Consider the following 15,663-nt stretch of genomic DNA (forward strand, 5'->3'; position numbering starts at 1 on the left):
TCGCGGGGGGCCGGAATGAGTGGGCGCGGAGCGAGGGGGTCGGTCATGTGACGCTCACCCTCCTCGCGAAGCGTCCTGCCAGGGGGGCGAGGGCGGTGGTGAGCAGGGCCGTGACGGTCGCGCCCTGCGCGCCCGAGCGGGCGGTGAGGGCGGCCTGGAGGGGGATCGTGGCTCGGATGCCGGCGGTGACGGCTCGTTGGGTGACCGGGGGTGAGGGGTTGAGGGTGGCGTGGAGGTAAGGGCGGGCGGTAGTGGCCGCGTAGGCGGCGGCGAGGGCGAGGCGCAGGGCCGCGTGTGCGTCGAGGCGGTCGGGGCTGGGGCTGGGCGGGGGGACGTGATCGCCGGTCTGCCGCGGGGGGTGTGACAGCCGGGACATGGCCGCAGCGGCCAGGTCCGCCAGCCGGGGCGTTCCGGTGCCGCGTCGTCCACCGGCGATCCGGTCCGTTGGGAGCGAACGCTGTCGGGTCACCGTCCGCGTCAGTGCGGCCGTCGCGGCGAGCGCTGCGAAGGAGGCCAGGGGTGAGCCGCCCTGGGCCTCACGGCGGGACACGGTGGTGACGGCGAGAGTGTGGACGCCGAGCAGGGCGGCGGACGGCAGGGCCTGTCGGATGCCGTCCAGGGCGCCGGGAACGGCTGACGTCCCCAAGGCCACCCGAGGCTCGTCGGCGACGGCCGTGGCCCACGCTCGGCACGCACCGACCTTCCGGCCCACGCCGTCCACGCCGGCCCTCTCGGGCACCCGGCCCACCACGCCGACCCCCGCCGTCGCCCCCGCGCCGAGCAGCAGGTCCAGCCCTCGTGCCGTCGCCATGGCGAGCGGTCCTGCCGGGGTGTTCTTCAGGACGAGGTCGTACGCCCAGACCGTGGCCGCGAGCGGGACAGCGACCGTGAGGGCGGGGCGGCCCGCGCAGGCCGCCAGGGAGAGGCCCGCGCCGGTGAGAGCGCAGGCCGCGCCGAGGGCCGCCGCAGGGCGGATACGACCGGAAGGGAGGGGGCGGTGGGGGCGTTCCACAGCGTCCACGTCGCGGTCGGCCCAGTCGTTGAGGGCCATGCCGGCCTCGTAGAGACAGAGGGAGGACGCGATCGCGAGGAGAGTCCGCCCGGTGGGGCGTGCGGAGACTGCCGCCGCTCCGGCGAAGGCGTCGCCGGGGACGGTGAACAGGGCGGGCAGGCGCAGGAGTTCGGCCCAGGCGCGGTCGCGGTCGGGGTCGCGGTCGCGGTCGCGGTCGGGGCGACTGGTGTGCGTACGGCTCGGTGGTGCGGTCAGTGCCGAAGGCCCCTTGAGAAGGGGCGTGGTGGGGGTCGCCGTCGTCCCGCCCGCGCCCTTGGACAGGCGCTCCGATGCCGCGGCTCTGCTCGCCCTCACCACTGCTCCCCCGAACCATCGGCCGGCTCGCCGACGGGGCCGCCACGGTCGACCGAACTTGAGGCGCCGCCGCCATCGCCGCAGTCGCCCGCGCTGCTCAGCCGCTCCGCGAACCCCACCAGCCGCGCGTACTGCTCCCCCAGTCCCGCGGGCCCTTGCCCCACCGGGTCCTTGAAGTAGAAGCCCAGTTCGCTCAGTGGGCCGGACAGCCCCCTCTCGTGCGCGCGGGCGGCCAGACGGGCCAGGTCGAGTACGAGAGGTGCGGCAAGGGAGGAGTCGCAGCCCTGCCAGGTGGTCTGAAGGACCATGCGGGTGCCGAGGAAGCCCTCGAAGGCGATGTGGTCCCAGGCGGTCTTCCAGTCGCCGAGGGCGGGGACGTCGTCGATGTGGACCTCGCCCTCCGGGGTGGTGCCGAGGGTGTCGGCCAGGACGCGCTCCTTACCGGCGTTCTTCGCCGCGGCGGCCGACGGGTCGGCGAGGGAGGCTCCGTCGCCGCCGCCGAGGAGATTGGTGCCGGACCAGGCCCGGACCGTCAGGGCGCGTTGGGTGAACATCGGGCCCAGGACGGACCGGAGCAGGGTCTGCCCGGTCTTGCCGTCACGGCCCGCGAACGGCAGGCCCGAGGACTCGGCCTGCCGCGTCAGCGACGGGTGGTGCAGTCCGGTCGAGGGCGTGAAGTTCACATACGCGCAGCCCGCGCGCAGGGCCGCCGCCGCGTACAGGGAGCTCGGAGGCAGGGCGTCGCCGGTGGGCGCGGGCTCGGTGGAGGCCACGTTGACCACTACCGCGCGCGTCAGCCGGCATCGTCCTACGAAGGACCGTATGTCCGCGGCGAAGGCGGCGATCAGGTCGTCCTCGGACCTCGTGTCGCCGGGGAGGGGGCCGCCCGGCCTGATCTCCCGTTCCGCGGCGGCGAGTTCGGCGCTCACCGCTGTCGGCAGGCCGTGGGGCAGGACGCCGCCCGCCGCCAGGGTCTCCGCCCGTTTGGGCAGGGGGCAGTCCAGCGTGTCGTGGCCGCCGAAGACCAGGGAGGACAGGGCCGGCAGGCCGCTTTCGGTGAAGGGTGGTGTCTCGGTGAGCAGGCCCGTCGGCGGGTGCAGGCCCGCGGTCATGGCGGCGCAGCCCGCGACGACCGTCGTGGCGACGGAACCGCGGGCCCCGATCAGCCAGACGCCGACGCGCGGTACGGAATCGGACGCGGACATGGCAGCCTCCTTGCCGAGCACATGGGTACGCAGACTCTGCGACGAAGGGATGAACGACGACGGGGCGAAGACGGCGGGCGGGAGTCCGGCGTCCCCCGCCCGCCGCCGCTCAATCGCCCTTGCCGAGCGGTTCCTTGATCCGGATGTCGCGGAACGACACCTGGTCGTCGGCTCCGTGGTTCTGGATGCCGACATGCCCGTCACGCAGGCTTCGGGCCGGATCGGTGTTGGTGAAATCGTTGATCTTCACGCCGTTGAGCCAGACGCGGAGGCGTTCGCCCTCCACGCGGATCTCGTACGTGTTCCACTCCCCCGGCGGGTTCAGCGCACGGTCGCGCTTCTTCAGGTCGGCGGAGCGGAAGCCGTAGACGGACCCTGTGGTCTTCTCGGGTACGTCGGTGGCGTCGATCTGGATCTCGTAGCCGTTGTCGACGGCGGACCAGGGGTCGTCCGAGGGCGGGAAGCCCACGAACACGCCCGAGTTGTCGTCACCGGAGGCGCCGGCCATCTTCCAGTCGAGCTTCAGGGAGTAGGACCCGAAGCTCTGACCGGCGTACCAGAGCATCCCCATACCGCCGGACGAGGTGAGTGTGCCGTCGTCGGACCGGGTGAAGGAGCCCGGACCGGCCTGTTTCCAGTCGTCCAGTGACGCGGCCGTGCCGTCGAAGAGCGGACGGTAGCCGTTCTCCGGCCGGCAGTCGGCCGGGGCGTCGCCGATCGCATACCGGATGCCGCCCAGCACATGGCCGAGGAACGCCGGGTCCGCGTACGACTCCTTCGTGTGGCCGAGGCCGGTGTAGAAGGCACGGCCGCCCTGGTAGTCCTGGCACCAGGCGATCGGATGGTCGCCGTTCATCGTGCCGCCGGTGTACGACGACTCGTCGAGTGAGGCGAGGACGTGGGCCCGATCACGGGGATTGGAGCGGTAGTTGTACCACTCGTCGGTCCGGTTCCATGTCGGAGGCAGCCCAGATGTGGACGGGTGGGCCCGGTCCTCGGCCACCACCGTGGCCGGCTGGATCGCCGGGTGCGACTGGAAGTAGGCGCCGACGAGGCCACCGTAGAACGCCCAGTCGTACTCGGTGTCGGCGGCCGCGTGGATACCGACGTATCCGCCGCCCTGCCGGATGTAGCCCTCGAAGGCCCGCTGTTGGGCGGGGTCGAGGACGTCTCCGGTGGTGGAGAGGAACACGACCGCGTCGTACCGGCGCAGGTTTTTCGGGGTGAACGCGTTCGCGTCCTCGGTGGCGTCGACCGTGAAGCCGCCGGTCTCACCGAGCTGCTTCACCGCCGCGACACCGTCGGGGATGGAGTCGTGCCGGAAGCCGGCCGTCTTGGAGAAGACCAGCACCCGTTCGGCGTCCGCGGAGTGCGACGCGGCGGGTTCGGACACGCAGCCGAGGAGCAGCGCGGCTCCCACAACCGCCGTCGTCCATCGTCCAGTTGTGTTCATGCGACCCCTCCTCTCAGCCGGTCGTGAAGGTGAAGTCGTCCACGTCGAACAGGGCGCCGGTGCCGCTCCCCTTGAAGACCAGGTAGAGGGTGGTGGTGCCCCTGGGCGCGCGGGACAGGTTGGCGGTGACGTCCTGGAAGGTCTCCCAGCCGCCGGTCACCGGTACGGTCGCCTTGCCGAGCAGGGTGCCGGTCGCGGATCCCGCGCGGATCTCGAGGGTGCCGCCGGTGCCGCCCGAGGAGACGCGTGCGGTCAGCGACTTGGCGTTGCTCAGGACGTACGGCGTGAAGGCGATCCAGTCGCCGTTGTTGATGTCGCCGACCGTGTTGCCGCCGTGTGCCGTGTCCTTGGCGATGACCGAGACGCCTGAGCCGGTGCCGAAGTGCTCGGCCTGGCGGTGCCTGGGCTGCAGGACGCTCTGGTCGTGGGTGGTCAGCGGGGCCTGGCCGCCACCGCCGTTGTCGGTGTACTCGGCGTCCATCACGCCGAAGATGTTGGCGTCCTCGTCGTGACCGCCGTCGGCGCTGGTCTGGATGGTGCCGGTGCAGCCGTTGGCGGAGGTGACGGGGTGGCCGTGGCTGTCGTGGCCGAGGACGAAGGTGACCTTGACTTTGGTGCAGTCGATGGACCGGCCGTCCTCGGGGTCACTCACGCGCACCTTGAACGGGATCGCGTCACCGAAGCTGAACAGCCGGCCGTCCTGCGGGAGTTCGAGCGTCACCTTGGGCGCGGTGTTCCCGACGACGATCTGCACGCTGGCGCTGCCGGTGCGGCCGCTCGGGTCCTTCGCGGTCAGGGTCGCGGTGTAGGTGCCGTTCTTCTTGTACTTGTGTGTCGGGTTCGCCGCCGTGGACGTGCCGCCGTCGCCGAAGTCCCAGCTGTACGTGAGGGCGTCGCCGTCCTGGTCACTGGTGCCCTCGGAGGAGAACCGCACCCTCAGCGGCGCCTGCCCGGATGTACGGTCGGCCGCTGCCTGGGCGACCGGGGAGTGGCCGTCGGTGGCGTTCTCGATGCGGTACAGGGCGGAGTTCTCGTCGCCGCCGAACCAGGAGACGCCGTAGTCGAGGACGTACAGCGCGCCGTCGGGACCGAAGGCCATGTCCATCACCTGGGTGCCGGTCCACGGGATGTCGTTGATCGACTGGACGGTGCCGTTGTCGTCGCTGGTAATGCGCTTGATCCAGCGGCGGCCGAACTCCCCGGCGAAGAAGTCGCCGTCGTAGGCCTCGGGGAACTTCACGGGTGAGTCGAGCGCGGGGTCGTAGTGGTAGACCGGGCCGCCCATCGGGGACTCGGAGCCGGTGCCGAACTCGGGTACCGATCCGTTGTCGTAGGGGATCCAGGCGGCCTGCGCCGGGGGAAGGTCGGTGAGGCCGGTGTTGTGCGGGGAGTTGTTCTTCGGCGCGGCGCAGTCGAAGGAGGCGCCCGAGGTGCCGGTCGCGAAGTCGTAGTCCACGTAGGCGTCGTTGTCGCCCGTGCAGTACGGCCAGCCGAAGTTGCCCGGGCCGGTCACGCGCGCGAACTCGACCTGGCCGGCGGGGCCTCGGGCCGGGTCGGCGGCGCCGGCGTCGGGGCCGTAGTCACCGACGTACACGATCCCCGTCTGCTTGTCGACGCTGAAGCGGAACGGGTTGCGGAAGCCCATGGCGTAGATCTCGGGCCGGGTCCTTTCCGTGCCGGGCGCGAAGAGGTTGCCGTCGGGGATGGCGTAGGAGCCGTCGGCGTTGACCTTGATGCGCAGGATCTTGCCGCGCAGGTCGTTGGTGTTGCCGGCGGTGCGCTGGGCGTCGAAGGCCGGGTTGCGGTTCGCGCGTTCGTCGATGGGCGTGAACCCGTCGGACTGGAAGGGGTTGGAGTCGTCGCCCGTCGACAGGTAGAGGTTGCCGGCCGCGTCGAAGTCGATGTCGCCGCCGACGTGGCAGCAGATGCCGCGGGTGGCGGGGATGTCGATGATCTTCGTCTCGCTGGCGGCGTCGAGGGTGCCGTCGGTGTTCAGGACGAACCGGGAGAGCCGGTTGACGCCGTCGAAGGGCGCGAAGTCGGCCGCGGTGCCGGTCTCGGGGGCGTCGCCCGCCGGGGTGTTCAACGGGGGTGCGTAGTAAAGGTAGATGAAGCGGTTGGTGGTGAACTGCGGATCCACGCCGACGCCTTGGAGGCCTTCCTCGTCGTGGGAGTAGACGTCGAGCTTGCCGGCCAGCCGGGTGGTACCGGCCGCGTCGGTGATGCGGAGCTCGCCGTCACGGGAGGTGTGCAGGACCGAGCGGTCCGGGAGCACGGCGAGCGACATGGGCTCGCCGACCTCCGGCTCACCCTTGGCGAGGGTGACCTGCTGGAAGTCCTCGGCGGCGGCCTGAGCGGCTCCCTGCTCGGCGACGGATGCGCCTGCCTGGGGAGCGGCGAGGGTGAGGGAGGCGCCGGCCAGCAGGAAGCCGGTGAGCAGTGCCGCCGCTCTGCGCCAGGGGGCGCGTCGTCTGTGGGTCTCGTTTCTGTCGGTAGGGATGGTGCGGTCTTTCCCGTGCACGGATGCCTCCGGAGTGGGGCCGGTTGTACGGGCGGGTGCGGTACGCCGGGATGCGCCGTCATCCCGGAACTGACCAGTGCGGCTTACTCGTTGCCGCCGAACGCCGCGTCGAACGAGGCCGACGGCGGCTCGAAGTCGTACGCCTTGAGTCGGTTCAGTGCCTCCGGTGCGCCCTGGAGCCGGTCCATGCCGGCGTCCTCCCACTCGACCGAGATGGGGCCCTGGTAGTCGATGGAGCGCAGCATGCGGAAGACGTCCTCCCAGGGGACGTCGCCGTGCCCGGCGGAGACGAAGTCCCAGCCGCGGCGCGGGTCGCCCCAGGGAAGGTGGGAGCCGAGGCGGCCGTTGCGGCCGTCCAGGCGTTTGCGGGCTTCCTTGCAGTCGACGTGGTAGATCCGGTCGCGGAAGTCCCACAGGAAGTTGACCGGGTCGAGGTCCTGCCACACGAAGTGGGAGGGGTCGAAGTTGAGGCCGAAGGCCGCCCGCCCGCCGACTGCCTCCACCGCGCGCTGTGTTGTCCAGTAGTCGTAGGCGATCTCGCTCGGGTGGACCTCGTGGGCGAACCGCACGCCCTCCGCGTCGAAGACGTCGAGGATCGGGTTCCAGCGCTCGGCGAAGTCCTCGTAGCCGCGGTCGATCATCGACTCGGGGGCGGGCGGGAACATGGCGACCAGGTGCCAGATGGCGGAGCCGGTGAAGCCGATGACGGTGTCGACGCCGAAGGCGCGTGCGGCGCGCGCGGTGTCCTTCATACGGTTCGCGGCCCGCTGCCGGACCCCTTCAGGGTCGCCGTCGGCCCACACCTCGCCCGGCAGGATGGCCTGATGGCGTTCGTCGATGATGGCGTCGCAGACGGCCTGGCCGACCAGGTGGTTGGAGATCGCCCAGCACTTGAGGCCGTACTTGTCGAGCAGCGCGTGCCGGGAGTCCAGATACGACGGGTCCGCGAGCGCCTTGTCGACTTCGAAGTGGTCTCCCCAGCAGGCGAGTTCGAGTCCGTCGTAGCCGAAGTCGCGGGCGAGGCGGCAGACCTCTTCGAGGGGGAGGTCGGCCCACTGGCCGGTGAAGAGCGTGAACTGACGCGGCATCTTTGGCAGCCTCCTCAGACGGCTATCGGGGTGTAGACGGAGTTCTTCTCGGCGCTCTCCTCCACGGCCGCGAGCACCCGCTGGACCTGGAGCCCGTCGGCGAAGGAGGGTTCGGGGCGGCGGCCCTCGGCGATCGCGTGGACGAGGTCGCGGGCCTGGTGGACGAAGGTGTGCTCGTAGCCGAGGCCGTGGCCGGGCGGCCACCAGGCGTCCAGGTAGGGGTGGTCGGGCTCAGTGACGAGGATGCGGCGGAAACCGGCGTGCGCCGCGGGTTCCGTGCCGTCGTGGTAGGAGAGTTCGTTGAGGCGTTCCAGGTCGAAGGCCAACGAACCGCGCTCGCCGTTGAGTTCGATGCGCAGGGAGTTCTTGCGGCCGGTGGCGTACCGGGTGGCCTCGAAGGAAGCGAGGGCGCCGGAGGTGAAGCGGCCGGTGAACAGGGCCGCGTCGTCCACGGTGACCTGACCGGTGCCGGTCCCGGAGACGGCGGACAGGCCTTTGACGGCGCCGCCGGTCAGCGGGCGCTCCCGTACGAAGGTCTCGGTCAACGCGGAGACTCCGGCCAGTTGCTCTCCCGCCAGGTACTGGGCGAGGTCGACGATGTGCGCGCCCAGGTCGCCGAGCGAGCCCGATCCCGCCTGCTCCCGGCGCAGCCGCCAGGTCAGGGGGAACTCGGGGTCCACGAGCCAGTCCTGAAGGTAGGTCACCCGCAGGTGCCGGAGCGTGCCGAGCCGTCCATCGGCCACCATCCGGCGGGCCAGCGCGGTGGCGGGCACCCGGCGATAGTTGAAGCCGACCATCGCGAACTGACCCCGGTCGAAGGCCTCTTCGGCGGCCCGGGTCATCACCAGGGCCTCCTCGACGGTGTTGGCGAGCGGCTTCTCGCACAGCACGTGCTTGCCCGCGGCGAGCGCGGCGACGGCGATCTCGGCGTGGCTGTCGCCGGGGGTGCAGATGTCGACGAGATCGACGTCGTCCCGCTCGATCAGGGCCCGCCAGTCGGTCTCGGCGGCCGCCCAGCCGTGCCGGTCGGCTGCCCGGCGCACGGCGTCCGCGTCCCGTCCGCAGATCGCGGCGAGCACCGGGCGGCGGGGCAGGTCGAAGACGCGTCCGACGGTCCGCCAGCCCTGGGAGTGGGCGGCGCCCATGAAGGCGTAGCCGACCATGCCGACCCGGAGCGGCGGCACCTCGGCCTCCTCTGACTGCTGCGGCTGTGCCATGCGCGATGTCCTCCTCGTCGTCGTGGCGCGGTGGGGGGTGCAGCCCGGTCCGTCGACGAACCGGGCTCCTGGGACCAGCCGTTCGGACCGGCCGGGCCGGGGCGCACCGCTGCTCGCGGCCGGCCCGGTCGGTAAGTCGGGCCCCGGCTCGGGACGCCTCACTTGAAGCCGGTGGACATGTACTGGTCGACGTTGGTCTTGTCGACGACGGCCGAGTAGAGGGTGAGCGAGGCCGGGATCTCGAACTCGGAGAGGCCGCTGATGCCCTTGGACTGGCCGAGGGCGCGGGCGAGGTCGATCGCGGAGGCGGCCATGGTCGGCGGGTAGAGGACGGTCGCCTTGAGGACGCCGTTGTCCTGCTTGATGGCCTGGAAGGCGGACAGGGCGCCCGCGCCGCCGACCATCAGGAAGTCGTCGCGGCCGGCCTGGTCGATGGCGCGCAGTGCGCCCACGCCCTGGTCGTCGTCGTGGTTCCACAGCGCGTCGAAGCTCGACTGAGCCTGGAGGAGCTGGGCCATCTTGGCCTGGCCGGACTCCACCGTGAACTCGGCGGCCTGGCGGGCCACCTTCCTGACGTTGGGGTAGTTTTTCAGGGCGTCGTCGAAGCCCTTGGTGCGCTGCTTGGTGAGTTCGAGGTTGTCGAGTCCGGCCAGTTCGATGACCTTGGCGTTCGACTTTCCCTTGAGCTTCCCGCCGATGTAGTGGCCGGCGTTGAGGCCCATGCCGTAGTTGTCGCCGCCTATCCAACAGCGGTACGCCTGCGGGGTGTTGAAGATGCGGTCGAGGTTGACGACCGGGATCCCGGCGCGCATCGCCTTGAGGCCGACCTGGGTGAGGGCCTTGCCGTCGGCGGGCAGCACCACCAGGACGTCGACCTTCTTGTTGATCAGGGTCTCGATCTGGCCGATCTGCTGGGCGGTGTCGTTGGAGCCCTCGGTGATCTCCAGGGTGACGTCGGAGTACTTCTTCGCCCGGTTCTTGGCGTTGTCGTTGATGGCGTTGAGCCAGCCGTGGTCGGCCTGCGGTCCGGCGAAGCCGATGGTGACCGGCTTGCCGGACGACTCGGCGGCGGCCGGCTGGTCGTTCGCGGCCGGTTCGTCGTCGCTGGAGTCGTTGCTGGTGCAACCCGTGAGGAGGGCACCGGCCCCGACGGCGGCGGTCCCGAAGAGCAGCCCTCTGCGACTGGTGAAGCGGCTCGTGTGCTGTGGCATGGCGGTGAACCCTTTCCTCAGGTCGTGCTTGCGGTACGGCGCTGGACCAGCACGGCGGCGACGATGATCGCGCCCTTGGCGATCTGCTGGACGTCGCTCTGCAGGTTGTTCAGGGCGAAGATGTTGGTGATCGTGGTGAAGATCAGGACGCCGAGCACGGAGCCGGTGATGGTGCCGCGGCCCCCGCTGAGCAGGGTGCCGCCGATGATCGCGGCGGCGATGGCGTCGAGCTCGTAGAGGTTGCCGTTGGTGTTCTGGCCGGAGCCGGACAGGATGATCAGCAGGAAGGCGGCGATGCCGCAGCACAGTCCGGACAGCAGGTAGAGGTAGAGGCGCTGACGGCGGACGTCGATGCCGGCGAGCCGGGCGGCCTCGGCGTTGCCGCCGACGGCGACCGTGCGGCGGCCGAAGGTGGTGCGGTTCAGCACCAGCCAGCCGATGATCGTCACGACCGCGAAGACGAGGACCAGCGGAGGGATGCCGAGGACATACGCGTCGCGTTCCCCGAGGTCCAGCACGCTGTTGATCGAGACGATCTGCGTCCTGCCGTCGGTGATCTGCAGGGCGAGTCCGCGGGCCGAGGCGAGCATGGCGAGCGTGGCGATGAACGGGACCATCCCGCCGTACGCGATGAGCAGTCCGTTGACCAGGCCGCAGCCGACTCCGACGATCACCGCGGTGAAGAGGATGCCCGCGAAGCCGTACTCCTGGGTGGCGACGGTGGTGGCCCACACCGAGGCGAGGGCGACGATCGCGCCGACGGACAGGTCGATGCCGCCCGAGGTGATGACGAAGGTCATGCCGACGGTGACGACACCGATCACCGAGGCCTGGGTGAGGACGAGTTGGAGGTTGCGGGTGTCGAGGAACTCGTCGGGCTTGGTGATGCCGCCGATGAGGATCAGTACGGCGAGCACACCGAGGAGGGAGAGGGTGCGGACGTCGGCGCGGGCGAACACCCCTCGCCACGCGAACGATTCGCTCGCCGGAGGCACTTTGTCGGCGCTTCCCCTGGGCGGGGACACATGTTGCGTCATGACGCCGGGCTTCCTTCCATGACGAGGTCGAGTACACGGTGTTCGTCGAGCTCACGGGCGGGTGCCGTGTGCACGACACGGCCCTCGCGGAGCACCAGGACGCGGTCGGCGAGGCCGAGCACCTCGGGGACCTCGCTGGAGACCAGCAGCACGGCCAGGCCTTCGTCGGCCAGTCGGCGGACGACCGCGTACAGCTCGGCGCGGGCGCCTACGTCGACGCCCCGGGTGGGTTCGTCGAGCAGCAGGACCCGGCAGCCGCGCAGCAGCCAGCGGGCCAGGACCGCTTTTTGCTGGTTGCCGCCGGACAGGGTACGGATCGGCACGGAGGGGTTGTCGGGGCGCAGCGACAGTTCGCGGGTCGCCGCCCGGGCGGCCCCGAGTTCGGCGCCCCGGTCGATCCAACCGGCCCGGGAGAAGCGGGACATGGAGGAGACGGAAACGTTGCGGGTGACCGACTCCAGCATCAGCAGGGCCTGCGCCTTGCGCTCCTCGGGGGCCAGTCCGATCCCGGCGCGGACGGCGGCTCGGACACTGCCCGGCTTCAACGCCTTGCCGTCCACGACGACGTGACCGGTGGTGGGCTTCCGGGCGCCGTAGACCGTCTCCAGGATCTCGGAGCGTCCCGAGCCGACGAGCCCGGCGAGGCCGACGATCTCTCCGGGGTGGACCGCGAGGTCGAGGGGTTCGAACTCGCCCTGCCGACTGAGCCCTTGGACTTCGAGGAGCGGCCTCTCGCCCTTCGCGGGAGCCGTCGGCCGGTCCGGGAAGACGTACTCGACGTTGCGGCCCGTCATCAGCGCGACGACCTCTCGCGTCGGCGTCGACTTGGCGGGCAGTCCGACGGCGACGGCCCGGCCGTCCTTGAGGACGGTCACCCGGTCCCCGATCCGCCGGATCTCCTCCAGGCGGTGGGAGATGTAGACGACGGCGACGCCCTCGGCGGTGAGGTCGCCGACGATCCGGAAGAGGTTGTCGACCTCGTCCGGGTCGAGGGCGGCGGACGGTTCGTCCATCACGATCAGCCGTACGTCGTGGGAGAGGGCTCGCGCCATGGACACGATCTGCTGCTGGGCCGCCGACAACTCCCCGACCAGGCGCGCCGGATCGATCTCCGGGTGCCCGAGTCGCCGTAGCAGTGCGGCTGTCGACTGACGAGCCGCCTTGCCCCGTACGACGAACCCCGCGGCCGTGGGTTCGTGGCCGAGGTGGACGTTCTCGGCCACGGACAGGTGTTCCACCAGGTCGAGTTCCTGGTAGATGGTGGCGATGCCGAGGCGCATGGCGGCGATCGGCGAGCGGAGCGTGACCTCCTCGCCGCGCCAGCGCAGGCGGCCGGTGTCGGGCTGGTGGGCACCGGCCAGGACCTTGATGAGCGTGGACTTCCCGGCCCCGTTCTGACCGAGCAGACAGTGCACTTCGCCGGCCTGGACATCGAGGTCCACGCCGTCGAGGGCCCGGACTCCGGGGAACGACTTGGTGATGCCGGACATGCTGAGCAGCGGTGGTTCTGGTGCCATGAGGTCCCCTTGGCGGGCGTGCGGGCCGGTTTCAGGGCAGGGCGAAGCAGGAGCGCTGTGCTGGAGGGGCATGTCAGAGGGTGCCGTGGCGGACAGTGCCGTACCGAGAAGTGGCTTACGCGGGTGAGAACAAGTGGTCGCTGATGAGCCGGGCCGCGCCGATGACTCCGGCGGTGGGGCCCAACTCCCCCAGAACGATGGGCAGGTTGCCGGTCGCCAGCGGCAGCGACTGGCGGTAGACCTGGGTGCGGATCGCGGCGAGCAGGGTGTGACCGAGGCCGGTCACCCCGCCGCCGATCACCACCAGGCCCGGGTTGAAGAAGCTGACCAGCCCGGCGATGACCTGGCCGGTCCGGTTGCCGCCCTCGCGGATCAGGTCGAGGGCGGTGGCGTCACCGGCGGCAGCGGCGGCAGCGACGTCGACCGCCGTCACACCGCCGTTCGCCGTGAGGCGTGCGGCGAGCTCCTCGGAGCGCCCCTGCTCGACCGCCTCCACGGCGTCCCGGGCCAGGGCCGCGCCGCTGAAGTGGGCTTCCAGGCAGCCCCGGTTGCCGCAGGCGCACGGGCGGCCGTCGGGCACGGCCTGGATGTGCCCGATGTCGCCCGCGCTGCCCGTCACCCCGCGGTGGACCTCACCGCCGGCGACGATGCCGCAGCCGATGCCGGTGCCGATCTTCACGCAGAGGAAGTCGCCCACGGAGCGTGCAACGCCCGCGTGCATCTCCCCCATCGCCATCAGGTTCACGTCGTTGTCGACCATGACCGGACAGCCGAGTTCCTGGCTGAGCGCCTCCCGCACGGGGAAGCCGTCCCAGCCCGGCATGATCGGCGGAGCCACCGGTACGCCCTCGGGGAAGCGGACCGGTCCCGGGACGCCTATGCCGGCGCCGTCGAAACCCTCCGCGAGCCCCGAGGCCCCCAACTTCGCGGCCATGGACAGGACTTGCTCGAAGACCGCGACCGGGCCCTCGCGGACGTCCATGGGCTGGTTGAGATGTCCCAGGATCTCCAGCTCGGCGTTGGTGACGGCGACGTCGACCGAGGTCGCGCCGATGTCCACGCCGAGGAAACGCAGGTTGGGGGCGAGCCGGATGTTGTGGGAGCGGCGGCCGCCGCGGGAGGCGGCGAGTCCGTCGGCCACGATCAGGCCCGTCTCCAGCAGACGGTCCACCTCCACGGCCAGCTTGGACCGTGACAGGTCGACCTGATCGCCCAGTTGCGCACGGGAGTTGGGTCCTCCGTCGCGCAACAGCTTGAGCAGCCGGGCCTGATGCGCGTTCGCGGGTCGTGCCGTCATGCGTCTCACGAGCCCCTCCCCGCCTCATTCGGCCCCAGTTGCCGTGCTTTCGAGGGGAACGTAGCAGCGGCTGCCGAACCTGGGAAGAAGCTGTGCACAGATTGATACCGACTTTCTCCACTCGCAGGACAAAGACCTGTCGCACTCTGGTGTCCCGGCGCCCGGCCCCGCAGGATGGGCGCAACGGAGGGGAGCACATGTTTCTGGTGACGGGTGCGACGGGGAACGTGGGGGCCGAACTCGTGCGTGCGCTGGCGGAGTCCGGCGAGCGGGTGCGGGCGGTCAGCCGGTCCGGGCGGAGCGAGGGGTTACCGGCGGGTGTGGAGGCCGTGGCGGGGGATCTGAACCGGCCCGAGACCGTACGGGCCGCGCTGGACGGCGTACAAGGGCTGTTCTTGATGCCCGGGTACGGCGGCCAGCGGCAGATTCTGGCGGACGCGAGGGCCGCGGGCGTGCGTCGCGTGGTCCTGCTCTCCGGCCTGTCGGCGGGTACCGGTGACCGGGGGAACGCGGTCGCCGGCTATCTGCTGGACGCGGAGGACGCCGTACGCGATTCGGGCCTCGCATGGACCTTCGTCCGCCCGACGAGCTTCATGACCAACGCGCTCCGGCTCGCGGACCAGATCCGCGAGGGCGACACGGTCCGGGTGCCCTTCCCGGACGCACGGACCACCGACATCGACCCGTACGACATCGCGCAGGTCGCTCTGAGAGCCCTGCTGTCCGACGAGTTCGCGGGCCGCGTTCTCGAAGTCACCGGTCCCGAGGCGCTGTTGCCCGCCGACCGGATCCGGATCCTCGGCGAGACGCTGGGCCGGGACCTGCGTGCGGTGGGACTGGAGCACGAGGAGGCCCGCGCGGAGATGGAGGCGGCCGGCGTGCCGAAGCCGTATGTCGACGCGTTCTTCGGCTTCTTCGTCGACGGCACCCTGGACGAGTCGGTGGTCCTGCCCACGGTGGAGCAGGTCACCGGACGGGCGCCGCGCACGTTCGCCCGCTGGGCCCGAGACCACACGGACGCGTTCCGGTGACGTGACTACGAGCGTCGCCGTGCGTGGTACGACGTCCGCGTGTGCTCGGTGTGCTCCCGCATCAGTTCGGTGGCCCGCCCCTGGTCCCGGTCGGCGATCGCGGCGATCAGTTCACGGTGCTCGATCCAGGACTGACGGCCACGCTGCCGGGCGATCGGCGTGTAATACCAGCGCACCCGACGATCCACCTGCCCCGCCAACTCCGCCAGGACCGCATTGCCCGCCAACTCCATGATCGTGGCGTGCAGTCGGGCGTTCAGGGCCACCGCGGCATCCACGTCGTCCGCGGCGACCGCCCTCTCACCCTGCTCACACAGCTCCTCCAGCACCGCGATACCGGCACTGCCCGCATTCGCCGCCGCCAACCGCGCCGCCTCGGCCTCCAACAACGTCCGCACCGTAAGAAGCTGATCAGCCTCCTCATCCGTCGGCTCATGCACAAACGCACCCTGCGCAGGCCGCAGATCCACCCAACCCTCGGTGTTCAACCGCTGCAAAGCCTCACGCACCGGCTGCCGCGACACCCCCAGATGCCCGGCCAACTCACTCTCCACCAGATGCTGACCCGGCTGCAGAGCACGAGTCGTGATCAGCTCGAGCAGCGCCTCGTACACGCGATCACGCAGCGGACCGGGACGTTCGAGCTTCGGCACGGCTCCCTGCGGCAGACCTGTCGACAACATCGCGGTCCCCCTCCTCGGCGGGCGGACACCCCCGGAC

At 70.9% G+C, this 15,663-nt stretch carries 12 protein-coding genes; 1 reads left to right on the plus strand and 11 read right to left on the minus strand.

Going from position 1 to position 15,663, the window contains the following annotated elements:
* Positions 1 to 43: 43 nt before the first annotated feature.
* The 10 genes from OG841_RS08770 to OG841_RS08815 form a co-directional block, all read right to left on the minus strand.
* Positions 44 to 1,366, minus strand: a complete 1,323-nt coding sequence (locus OG841_RS08770; RefSeq protein ID WP_371564315.1) for an SCO3242 family prenyltransferase — start codon at positions 1,364 to 1,366, stop codon at positions 44 to 46.
* The gene (locus tag OG841_RS08775; RefSeq protein WP_371564317.1) at positions 1,363 to 2,571 is read right to left on the minus strand and encodes an inositol-3-phosphate synthase; all 1,209 of its coding nucleotides are present in this window, start codon (positions 2,569 to 2,571) and stop codon (positions 1,363 to 1,365) included. The genes OG841_RS08770 and OG841_RS08775 overlap by 4 nt, the downstream gene beginning before the upstream one ends.
* A 109-nt stretch (positions 2,572 to 2,680) precedes the next feature.
* The gene (locus OG841_RS08780) at positions 2,681 to 4,024 is read right to left on the minus strand and encodes a ThuA domain-containing protein (protein ID WP_328641952.1); all 1,344 of its coding nucleotides are present in this window, start codon (positions 4,022 to 4,024) and stop codon (positions 2,681 to 2,683) included.
* Positions 4,025 to 4,037: 13 nt separating this feature from the next.
* Positions 4,038 to 6,545, minus strand: coding sequence for a PQQ-dependent sugar dehydrogenase (locus tag OG841_RS08785; RefSeq protein WP_371564320.1), 2,508 nt, complete (start codon positions 6,543 to 6,545; stop codon positions 4,038 to 4,040).
* A gap of 83 nt (positions 6,546 to 6,628) precedes the next feature.
* A complete protein-coding gene (locus OG841_RS08790) occupies positions 6,629 to 7,633 on the minus strand; it encodes a sugar phosphate isomerase/epimerase family protein (protein WP_307080092.1) in 1,005 nt (334 codons plus the stop codon).
* Positions 7,634 to 7,647: 14 nt separating this feature from the next.
* Positions 7,648 to 8,850 (minus strand): Gfo/Idh/MocA family protein, encoded by a 1,203-nt coding sequence (locus OG841_RS08795; RefSeq protein WP_371564322.1) that lies wholly within the window; start codon positions 8,848 to 8,850, stop codon positions 7,648 to 7,650.
* A 158-nt stretch (positions 8,851 to 9,008) separates the two neighbouring features.
* Positions 9,009 to 10,061, minus strand: coding sequence for a substrate-binding domain-containing protein (locus OG841_RS08800; protein ID WP_371564324.1), 1,053 nt, complete (start codon positions 10,059 to 10,061; stop codon positions 9,009 to 9,011).
* A gap of 17 nt (positions 10,062 to 10,078) precedes the next feature.
* Positions 10,079 to 11,098, minus strand: coding sequence for an ABC transporter permease (locus OG841_RS08805; RefSeq protein ID WP_057616217.1), 1,020 nt, complete (start codon positions 11,096 to 11,098; stop codon positions 10,079 to 10,081).
* On the minus strand, positions 11,095 to 12,615 hold the full coding sequence (locus tag OG841_RS08810; RefSeq protein ID WP_371564327.1) for a sugar ABC transporter ATP-binding protein: 1,521 nt from the start codon (positions 12,613 to 12,615) through the stop codon (positions 11,095 to 11,097). The genes OG841_RS08805 and OG841_RS08810 overlap by 4 nt, the downstream gene beginning before the upstream one ends.
* Positions 12,616 to 12,730: 115 nt before the next feature.
* Positions 12,731 to 13,912, minus strand: coding sequence for an ROK family transcriptional regulator (locus OG841_RS08815; protein WP_371564329.1), 1,182 nt, complete (start codon positions 13,910 to 13,912; stop codon positions 12,731 to 12,733).
* A 197-nt stretch (positions 13,913 to 14,109) separates the two neighbouring features.
* Here OG841_RS08815 and OG841_RS08820 point away from each other — a divergent pair, with 197 nt between their 5' ends.
* Entirely contained in the window at positions 14,110 to 14,943 is an 834-nt protein-coding gene (locus OG841_RS08820; protein ID WP_371564331.1) for an NAD(P)H-binding protein, read from the plus strand.
* A gap of 5 nt (positions 14,944 to 14,948) precedes the next feature.
* Here the strand turns inward: OG841_RS08820 and OG841_RS08825 are convergent, their stop codons facing one another.
* Entirely contained in the window at positions 14,949 to 15,626 is a 678-nt protein-coding gene (locus OG841_RS08825; RefSeq protein ID WP_328641945.1) for a GntR family transcriptional regulator, read from the minus strand.
* Between the last annotated feature and the right edge of the window lie 37 nt (positions 15,627 to 15,663).

This window comes from Streptomyces canus, from assembly GCF_041435015.1.
GTDB lineage: Bacteria > Actinomycetota > Actinomycetes > Streptomycetales > Streptomycetaceae > Streptomyces > Streptomyces canus_G.